This is a genomic window from Synechocystis sp. LEGE 06083, assembly GCF_015207725.1.
GTDB lineage: Bacteria > Cyanobacteriota > Cyanobacteriia > Cyanobacteriales > Microcystaceae > Synechocystis > Synechocystis salina.
In genome coordinates this window covers 1-9,304 of record NZ_JADEWJ010000150.1, presented here as the reverse complement: position 1 = coordinate 9,304, position 9,304 = coordinate 1, and the positions used below count along the sequence as shown (strand labels likewise).

Sequence of the window (9,304 nt, the reverse complement as noted above, 5' to 3'; positions counted from 1 at the left end):
GGGCTGGGCCTGTCTTGGGTTGGAAGTGAACTCCATTGCCCTTGAGGCTGGTTTAACTACCCGTCTAAGGGAGGGCATTAGCACTAGGGAAATTCAAGATAACTTAATTAGCTGTGCTTTGGAAATGTGCAGTCCCAACGAACCAGACTGGCGCTATGTGGCTGGTCGTTTGCATGTTTGGAGCTTGTGGAAAGATACTCTGGTGCGGCGGGGATATCAATATGGGCAGTATCTGCGCACGGTGCAAACCAAGGTCACCAATGGGGAGTATGACTCCCGCATCCTGACCTACACCGAGGCGGAATTGCAGGAAGCGGGCTGTTGGATTAACTCTGACTGGGATACGGATTACGACTATGCCGGGGCGGTATTGCTGACCAGTCGCTACCTCTTGCCCAATGAGTTACCCCAGGAAGCTTTGCTGACCTGTGCTTTGTTGTTGGCTTCGGTGGAAGCTCCCGATCGCCGTTTGCAATGGGCCCGGAGATTTTACGAATCCATTGCCGCCCGCCGCATTTCTTTGGCTACCCCCATCCTGGCGAATTTGCGAGTTCCTGGGGGGTCCCTCACTTCCTGCTTCATTGTGGCCATGGAAGACAATTTGGAAAGCATTTTTGGTGAAATTACCAATGCGGCCAGAATTTCAAAAAATGGTGGTGGGGTAGGGGTGAACGTTTCCCGCATCCGGGCCACCGGCAGTTGGGTGATGGGTAAGCCCAACGCTTCGGGGGGGGTAATTCCCTGGACAAAATTGCTCAACGATACGGCGATCGCCGTTAATCAAGGGGGGCGTCGGGCCGGGGCCGTCACAGTGGGGCTGGATGTATGGCATTTGGATGTGCCGGAATTCCTGGAAATGCAGGCGGAAAATGGCGACCAACGGCGTAAAGCCTATGATATTTTTCCCCAACTAATCCTGCCCGATGAATTTATGCGGCGGGTCATTAACAAAGAAGATTGGACGTTGGTGGACCCCTACGAAGTCAGGGAAAAAATGGGCATTGAGTTGGCTGAGCTCTGGGGCGATCAGTTCACAGAAGTCTACCGTTCTATCGAAGCGGCCTTAGGAGAAACCATTACCCTCTACAAACGCATTAATGCACGGGAATTGTTTAAGCAGGTAATGCGTACCCAGGTGGAAACCGGGATGCCCTATCTTTCCTTTAAGGACACCATCAACAAGGCTAATCCCAATAAACACCAGGGTTATATTCCTGGCACTAATCTTTGCTGTGAATCCTTTTCCAACGTTACTCCTGGCCAAGATGCCCATTGCTGCAACCTTGTTTCCCTCAACCTAGCCAATCTAGACTTGCAGGACATCGCTGGGGTCAGTCAAATTGCCGTGCGGATGCTGGACAATACCATTGAATTGACCGCGCCTCCCTTTGCCGATGCTAAGAGTCATAACCATAAATACCGCACCATTGGGGTGGGGGCCATGGGCTTAGCTGACTGGTTAGCCAAACGTCGCCTCAATTACGACCAATTGGCTGATATCAACCGTTTATTTGAAGAAATTGGTTATTGGTGTACCCAATCCTCCATGGAACTGGCCAAGGAACGGGGAGCCTACCCCGCCTTTGCCGGCAGTGATTGGCAAAAAGGCCTATTGATTGGCTCGAAGCCCGTTAGTTGGTTCCAAACCAATGCGGCTAAACCGGAACGGTGGGAAAAACTCTCCAACGACATCCAAACCCACGGCATTCGCAACTCCCACATCACGGCGATCGCCCCCAATACTTCTTCTTCCCTAGTGCAGGGTTGCACCGCCAGTATTTTGCCGGTCTATAGCCGTTTCTTTTACGACAAATGGGCCAAAGGTACCGTTCCCATTGCGCCCCCTTTCATTGGCAACTGTTTCTGGTTCTATCCTGAGAACAAAACCATGGACCAACGCAAAGTGGTACAAGCAGTGGCTGCCATCCAGCAATGGATTGATACCGGCATTTCCATGGAGCTACTTTTCAACCTTAATGCGGGCATTTATTTTCCCGAGGAACCGGAAAGGAGCCTCAATGCCAAAGATATTTTTGACACCCTTGTAATGGCTTGGGAGGCCGGTTGTAAGGCGATCTACTATATCCGCACTGTGCAAAAGGATGACTTTAAGGATTCCTCCGATGGCTGTGTGGCCTGTGCTAATTAAGTGATCTAAAAGCTTGTTTGCCAACTCTAAAAATGAGACTAAATCTTCCTTGACAATCCTTAAATGCCTTACAAGGGCAGGATTGCCAACAAAACTCCTTTAAAAGGGGAATCATGGCAGATTTTCTCTTTATGGTCTTACTTTTTAAATGTCCCCTTAAATATCGGGCGAGAAAGACTGGTTTCCCCCAATAGGGCTGGAGGCTCCCATTCTGGTCCAGAATGCGTCAGATGTGACTGCGATATTAACCTCCATTAGTCCAGAATTTGTGGAGAAAAGTTCGTCCGGCTCAAGAAAATACTCACCAATGCTGACGGTAAACTGCACAACTTTGAATGGGTTTAGGTACCCGTCGTTAATACCGGCCTGACTGATTACACAGATTCCATCCCGGCGGCCTAACAAGATAGTGCCGCTAGTTGAGTTTTGTCGCCCCTCCATGGCAATCTAGTCTGGGGTTTAAACAATCACATTTTTGCCAATCACCTCCCCTATCTCTTACCAATTAACCATGACCACTTCCCTCGCAGCCATTGCCCCCCACGGCGGCCAACTGATCAATCGCCTCGCCCCGGAAGCAGAACGCCAGGAATTTTTGGCGATCGCCGATAAATTACCCAGGGTGCAACTGGATGAACGGGCCACATCGGACTTGGTGATGATTGCCATTGGGGGGTTTAGTCCCCTGAAGGGTTTCATGGAGCAGGACGACTACGAACTGGTGGTGGAGGAAATGAAGCTCGCCAACGGTTTGCCCTGGTCGGTGCCGGTGACATTATCCGTGACGGAGGAAGTGGCCGCCCCCCTAGAAGTGGGCAGTTGGGTCCGATTAGATAACAGCACCGGTAAATTCATTGGTGTGTTAGAACTAATCCAAAAATATCACTACAACAAAGCCCACGAAGCTAAAAATGTTTACCGCACCGATGACCAGGCCCATCCTGGGGTAAAGGTGGTCTATGACCAAGGCCCCATTAACCTCGCTGGTCCCATTTGGTTACTGGAACGGGAGCCCCATCCCCTGTTTCCCAAATATCAAATTGACCCCGCCGCCTCCCGCCAATTATTTGCTGAACGGGGCTGGAAAACGATTGTTGGCTTCCAAACCCGTAATCCCATCCACCGGGCCCATGAATACATCCAAAAGTGTGCTTTGGAAGTGGTAGACGGCCTCTTTCTCCATCCCTTGGTGGGGGCAACTAAAAGCGATGACATCCCTGCCGATGTGCGGATGCGTTGCTACGAAATCATGTTGGATAATTATTTCCCCAAGGATCGGGTGATTTTGGGCATTAACCCCTCCGCCATGCGCTACGCTGGGCCCCGGGAAGCCATTTTCCATGCTCTCATTCGCAAAAACTATGGTTGTACCCATTTCATTGTTGGTCGGGACCACGCTGGGGTGAGGGACTACTACGGCACCTATGATGCCCAGGAAATTTTCAACGAATTTGCCCCGGAAGCGTTGGGCATTGTGCCGATGAAGTTTGAGCACGCTTTTTACTGTAAAAAGACCCTGCAAATGGCCACCACCAAAACCAGTCCCAGCGGCCCGGAAGACCGCATTCACCTTTCTGGTACTAAAGTGCGGGCCTTGTTACGGGATGGACAATTGCCGCCGCCGGAATTCTCCCGTCCTGAGGTAGCCCAGGAATTAATTCGGGCCATGCAGGGAGAAAGCTAGAAGGAGTAGGGTAACTCACCCTTTATCCTCGGGCATTAATATGCGCCTATTATTTGTTTCCAGTCCTGTCAGCTCCCTCAATTCTGGACGATTGGGGGGAGTGGCTCTGAATTTAAAAAACATTACCCGCACCATGGTCAGCCGCGGCCACGAGGTCAAAATTGTCGCCCCCACTGGCTCGGCGATCGCCGGTTTACCGGTGCAAGAAATTGCTGGGGCGTTGCAACCGTTAATTCCCCAACCCACCTACCATGACCCGGTTCTGATGCCAGAGGATGCGGCGGTGGCCCACATGTGGGACTACGTCAGGGAAGTGGAGCAAAATTATGACCTAATAGTCGATTTTGGCTACGAATGGTTACCTTTTTACCTCTCTCCCTTTTTGCAGCGGCCGGTGTTGCACTATGTTTGTATTAGCTCCTGGAATGCGGTCATGGACCAGGCGATCAACCGGGTGGCTAAGCTCTGTCCCGGCACGCTGGGGGCCCACACCCAAGCCCAGGCCCAAACCTACCCCGTGGCAGATTCCTTCCGCATTTTGAGCAGCGGCATTGATTTGGCCCAATACCAATTCGTTCCCCAGTCAGGCAAAACTTTAGCTTGGGCCGGTCGTATTTCCCCCGAAAAGGGCTTAGAGGACGCTTTTGCTGTGGCGGAAATCACCCAGTTACCCCTCCAGGTATTTGGTTATCTCCAAGATGAAAAATATTGGCAATCTCTGCAAAGGGACTATCCCCGGGCCCAGGTAGAGTATGGCGGATTTTTACCCACGGAGGAATTTCAGCAGACTTTGGGACAATGCCAAGCTTTGCTAATGACCCATAAATGGGTGGAAGCATTGGGGAGGGTGGCCCTGGAAGCCTTTGCCTGTGGTGTGCCAGTAATTTCCTATGACCGGGGAGGACCCCAGGAAATTGTCGAAACGGGACAAACTGGATTTTTGGTCACCCCTGACGATGTACCAGCTTTGGCCACCGCTGTGGGCAAAATACCAGATATAGACCGTGCCCATTGTCGTTCAGTGGCCGATCGCCGTTATTCCCTCACTGCCTATGGCGATCGTCTGGAGCAATGGTTTGAGGAAATGCTCAACCCGTGAACGGAAACTGCTGAGAAGACCAACAACTCTGGCCAAAACAAAAGGGCAGAGCCGAATCTTAGTCCAGCATCCACTACTCCTCAAGTTCTTTTAAGTATATATAATCTGATGATGAATTATATCTTTCTAATTTATCATCAGAAATCATACAACAAAAAGCAAAAATTCTATCTTCTTTATAACTCTAGTATTTTGACAGGATACTGCTTAAATTTAGAATCTTGGCTTACTAGGGTCATAGAACGGCTAATCGCTTGGGAAATCAAAATTCGATCAAATGGATCTCGATGATGTAGGGGTAAGCTTTCATTACATAAAGTATCCGAAAAAGTAATGTCAATAATTTTAAAATCGTTTTCCTTCAAATTTTCCTTAAGCTCACAAAAAGGCCTATCTAATAAAAGTTTTCCTAGTCCCACTTTGATAGAAACTTCCCACAGACTTGCCATGCTAGCATGAAGTTTATTTTGGGGATTTTTAATTACTGGGATTAGATTACGGTTCAAATTTGTGTTTCCTTCCAGATACCAGAGAATGATATGAGTATCAAATAGAAGTTTCACTTGACATGTATTCCTTAAAATCATCCAAAGGCTCATCAAAATCATCAGCAATATGAATTTTTCCCTTCCAACTACCAAAGCCTTTAAGTCTTCTTTTAATTTTTTCTTCTGAAGTTTCTCCCTGTGTTTTTTTAGAAGTATCGACGAGACGTTCTATATACTCTAAGGTTTTTTGTTTTAATGGTTCAGGTAGTTCATCCCAAATTTCGATTAATTTTTCGCTAGATAAGTCTGACATAATAAATAGGATGGATGAAAAGATTAGAATTTTATTAAAAAGAGTGAGCCGAAGCCCACTCTTCCATCCTACTGAAAATTAACAAATTGGTGATTTAAGGGGCTAAAGCGTTACCCCGGAGCAAGCTACCGATGGTTTTGGCGGTAATTTTCATTTGCACTAAAGGATTGGCAGGCACCACGGTTTTGTACAGGTAGCTATCAAAGGTTAGCTTTTGCACATCAATGTCGGAACACATTTCCACAAAGGCTTCCCTGGTGGCATCGGTGCGGTAGAAGACCCGTTGCAGAATATCTAAAACCAAATAGGTTATGCCGTAACGCTTATCCCATTCCTTGATGTAGGTTTTGAGATCGGCTTCGGTGGGAATCCGTTGACCGTTATTGCTGGTGGCAACGATAGTTTCAGCGCACATGCGGGCGGACTTAGCGGCAAAATAAATGCCTTCCCCAGAGGATTTTGTGACGGTGCCAGCGGCATCACCCACCAGGGCGACCCGACCGACTACCCGGCGGGGCCGGGGATGTTCAGGAATGGGATGGGCTTCTACTTTAATGATTTCTCCGCCTTCGAGCTTTTTGGCGGCCCGGGTGCGAATACCCGCTTGCAAATCCTTAATGCGGGCTTTGTTCACCTTCATGGTGCCGGTACCCACTGCCACGTGGTCATATTTGGGGAATACCCAGGCGTAGAAGTCCGGGGAAACGTCATCCCCTACATACATTTCCGCTAATTCGTCGTAGTAGGCCATTTTGTCTTCCGGCAGACGAATCCGTTCCTGAAAGGCAATGGCGTAGTTATAGTCGCCGGCATCGATCGCCTTGGCAATGCGGGAGTTAGCGCCGTCAGCTCCAATCACCACATCCACTTTTAGGGTTTTCATTTCCCCAGTGGTGCCACCCACGCTGTGGTCAGCATAGTGGAGGGTGTAGGGATCGCTTTCTTTGCTGGGAATGTCAAGTTTGTAAACGGTGCCGTTAATTACCTTAGTGCCTAGTTTTTCCGCTCGTTCCCGGAGAAACCCGTCCAATACTTCCCGGCGGCACATGCCGATATATTCATCGTCCTTGAGGGTTTGGCCAATGTTGACCTCGATGTTGGAAGGAGAGATCATCTTCATCTTGCGCACCCGGCGGTCAATAATTTCCGGGGGCAGATCAAACTCATCCACCATACAGAGGGGAATTGCCCCACCACAGGGTTTGGCGTTGTCTAGCTTACGCTCAAACAGGTAGGTTTCAATTCCGGCTTTTACTAAAATTTCGGCGGCGGAAGAACCAGCGGGGCCCCCTCCAACGACTGCTACCCGTAATACCAAAGCCTTTCTCCTAAATTTCTTTTAATAAAAAAAGTGAGCGAGCACGGATCGCATCCTATCACGGTCTTTTTGCTTAGGGGTAGGCGATCGCCGCTGGGATGGCAAAGTTGCAATAGAGCTTTACAAAACCGTTACAAAACTTTACGTTAAACCTGGTCACCATAGTATTGACCCAGTTTTAACCATTGATCTGGCCGGGGTGAATATGAGAGCTTTACGGTCGGAGCAGGGGAGGAGGCAAAAAGATTCTTTTTTTCTCTAGAATAGTTTTGAGCCGATTAATACCAGTGATTTTCCCGAATCAATAGCCCAGGGCTAGGCTGGCATAACCTGGTTTCAAATTGAATTTTGGCAACTATTGCGACTAAATAAACCTGCGACTATGGCCCCATCAATCTCCCCTGTTACCCAACCTTTGGCTTCCATGGCGATCGCCCCCACGGTGGTGATTCGTAGTGCCTTGGCCCAGGCGGGGACACATTTGCAAAAATTGGGGAGCAAGGGTCTGGTGGTGACGGGCAACCACACCGCTAAGCTGGGGTCAAAGTCTTTAGAAATATTGCAAAAAAGCTATGGCCTGACCCTCCCTCTTGCCAGCTATTTACCTGACTGTGCCGAGTCTTCCCTAGAACAGTTGCGGCAACGGGTTCACCAAGAACAACCGGATTTTATCCTTGGCATTGGGGGAGGCAAAGCCCTGGACACTGCTAAGCTGTTGGCCCATCAAACCCAATTGGCGATCGCCACGGTGCCCACTTCTGCTGCTACCTGTGCAGGTTGGACGGCCCTGGCCAATGTTTACAGCGAAACCGGGGCTTTCCTTTATGACGTGGCCCTGGACCGTTGCCCTGATTTATTGATTGTGGATTATGAATTGATCCAACGGGCGGAACCGAGGTTACTAGTTGCTGGCATTGGGGATGCGATCGCCAAATGGTATGAAGCTTCTGTCAGCAGTGGCCAATCCAGTGACACCTTCACCGTGGCCGCGGTGCAACAGGCCCGCATTTTAAGGGATATTCTCCTGCAAAAGTCCGCTGAAGCCCTGGCCCATCCAGGCAGTGAAACTTGGCGGGAAGTGGTGGATGCCAGTTTGTTAATGGCGGGGGTAATCGGTGGTTTGGGTGGGGCCAACTGTCGTACCGTTGCAGCCCATGCTGTCCATAATGGTTTAACCCAATTGCCCCAGGCCCACCACGCTCTCCATGGGGAAAAAGTCGCCTACGGCATTTTGGTGCAGTTACGCCTAGAGGAATTGGTCAGCGGTAACCAACTGGCGGCCACTGCCCGCCGGCAATTGTTAAGCTTTTACGATCAGATAGGTTTGCCCAAAACCCTGAAGGATCTGGGTCTAGGACAAATTTCCCTGGAGGACTTACGGCAGACGGCGAACTTTACCTGTTTACCCAATTCGGACATTCACCGTTTACCCTTTACTGTGACCCCAGAAATTTTAATGGCGGCCATGGTTTCCACGCTAGTGGAGGAACAAGGTGCTCGTCAATTATTTGCCCAAATTCAAGATAATTCCGGTCTTTAAATGTGAATGATCAAAAATGTTAACTGTTACTAATTATCCCCATATTCGTAAAGTAGACGACCAGCCAGCCCATCTGGAAAGATTGCCTCGCATTCAAGTTGCCCATATTGTTATGGACTATCTTTCCCACGGTTGGTCTGTGGATGAAATGTGCCGCCAACATCCCTATCTAAAGCCTTCGGAAGCATATTCCGCCATGGACTATTATTTTGATCATCAAGAAGAAGTTGATCAACAGATTCAAGAACAGTGGCAGTCAATCCAGGAAGCAGATTCTCAACCAAAATCACCTTTTTACTCCCGTCTGAGAAGTAGAGGTATTTTATAAGTGACAGTTAATATTTATTTAGATGTCCATGTTCCTCTGGCGATCGCCGATCAGCTACGCCGTCGAGGAGTAGAGGTTTTGACTGCATTTGAAGATGATGCTTGCGAGCTTACAGACAATCTACTTTTAAAAAGGGTAACTGAACTTGGATATGTACTTTTTACCCAAGATATTCGCTTTAGAGTGCTGGCTGAAACTTGGCAAGTTGAAGGAGAAAGCTTCGGTGGTCTAATTTTTGAACATCAACTAGGAGGAACTATTGGTCAATTTGTTAGGGATCTTGAGCTAATTGCAAAACTTTCTGAGCCAGATGAATGGATAAATACAGTGGAATATATTCCTTTTAAATAGTTAATTGATTAAGGGATTATGCAAGGTTTACTAC

Annotated in this window: 9 protein-coding genes; 6 read left to right on the top strand and 3 right to left on the bottom strand. The window is 48.8% G+C overall.

What is annotated here, in order from left to right:
- The 3 genes from IQ219_RS12160 to IQ219_RS12150 form a co-directional block, all read left to right on the top strand.
- Positions 1 to 2,149: ribonucleoside-diphosphate reductase subunit alpha (locus tag IQ219_RS12160; protein WP_194072772.1), on the top strand; the 2,149-nt coding region annotated here is incomplete at its 5' end.
- A gap of 511 nt (positions 2,150 to 2,660) precedes the next feature.
- Positions 2,661 to 3,833, top strand: a complete 1,173-nt coding sequence (gene sat / locus IQ219_RS12155; protein ID WP_194072771.1) for a sulfate adenylyltransferase — start codon at positions 2,661 to 2,663, stop codon at positions 3,831 to 3,833.
- 40 nt (positions 3,834 to 3,873) lie between these two features.
- Complete coding sequence (locus IQ219_RS12150; RefSeq protein ID WP_194072770.1) at positions 3,874 to 4,932, top strand: glycosyltransferase; 1,059 nt, start codon at positions 3,874 to 3,876, stop codon at positions 4,930 to 4,932.
- Positions 4,933 to 5,108: 176 nt separating this feature from the next.
- On the opposite strand, the gene IQ219_RS12145 is transcribed toward IQ219_RS12150, so the two are convergent.
- The 3 genes from IQ219_RS12145 to chlP form a co-directional block, all read right to left on the bottom strand.
- Positions 5,109 to 5,495, bottom strand: a complete 387-nt coding sequence (locus tag IQ219_RS12145) for a type II toxin-antitoxin system VapC family toxin (protein WP_194072769.1) — start codon at positions 5,493 to 5,495, stop codon at positions 5,109 to 5,111.
- A complete protein-coding gene (locus IQ219_RS12140; protein WP_190599511.1) occupies positions 5,479 to 5,733 on the bottom strand; it encodes a DUF2281 domain-containing protein in 255 nt (84 codons plus the stop codon). The genes IQ219_RS12145 and IQ219_RS12140 overlap by 17 nt, the downstream gene beginning before the upstream one ends.
- Positions 5,734 to 5,827: 94 nt before the next feature.
- Entirely contained in the window at positions 5,828 to 7,051 is a 1,224-nt protein-coding gene (chlP, locus tag IQ219_RS12135) for a geranylgeranyl reductase (RefSeq protein ID WP_190599512.1), read from the bottom strand.
- A gap of 382 nt (positions 7,052 to 7,433) precedes the next feature.
- On the opposite strand from chlP, the gene IQ219_RS12130 reads away from it, so the two are divergent.
- The 3 genes from IQ219_RS12130 to IQ219_RS12120 are packed head-to-tail and all read left to right on the top strand — an operon-like array spanning position 7,434 to position 9,270.
- The gene (locus IQ219_RS12130) at positions 7,434 to 8,591 is read left to right on the top strand and encodes an iron-containing alcohol dehydrogenase family protein (protein ID WP_190599513.1); all 1,158 of its coding nucleotides are present in this window, start codon (positions 7,434 to 7,436) and stop codon (positions 8,589 to 8,591) included.
- Positions 8,592 to 8,607: 16 nt separating this feature from the next.
- On the top strand, positions 8,608 to 8,919 hold the full coding sequence (locus tag IQ219_RS12125; RefSeq protein ID WP_194072768.1) for a DUF433 domain-containing protein: 312 nt from the start codon (positions 8,608 to 8,610) through the stop codon (positions 8,917 to 8,919).
- On the top strand, positions 8,920 to 9,270 hold the full coding sequence (locus IQ219_RS12120; RefSeq protein WP_194072767.1) for a DUF5615 family PIN-like protein: 351 nt from the start codon (positions 8,920 to 8,922) through the stop codon (positions 9,268 to 9,270).
- Positions 9,271 to 9,304 lie beyond the last annotated feature (34 nt).

Excerpts from the sequence above, each read along its gene's own strand:
- sat (WP_194072771.1), top strand. The coding sequence starts at position 2,661 with ATGACCACTTCCCTCGCAGCCATTGCCCCCCACGGCGGCCAACTGATC.
- IQ219_RS12150 (WP_194072770.1), top strand. The coding sequence starts at position 3,874 with ATGCGCCTATTATTTGTTTCCAGTCCTGTCAGCTCCCTCAATTCTGGA.
- IQ219_RS12140 (WP_190599511.1), bottom strand. The coding sequence starts at position 5,733 with ATGTCAGACTTATCTAGCGAAAAATTAATCGAAATTTGGGATGAACTA.
- IQ219_RS12130 (WP_190599513.1), top strand. The coding sequence starts at position 7,434 with ATGGCCCCATCAATCTCCCCTGTTACCCAACCTTTGGCTTCCATGGCG.
- IQ219_RS12125 (WP_194072768.1), top strand. The coding sequence starts at position 8,608 with ATGTTAACTGTTACTAATTATCCCCATATTCGTAAAGTAGACGACCAG.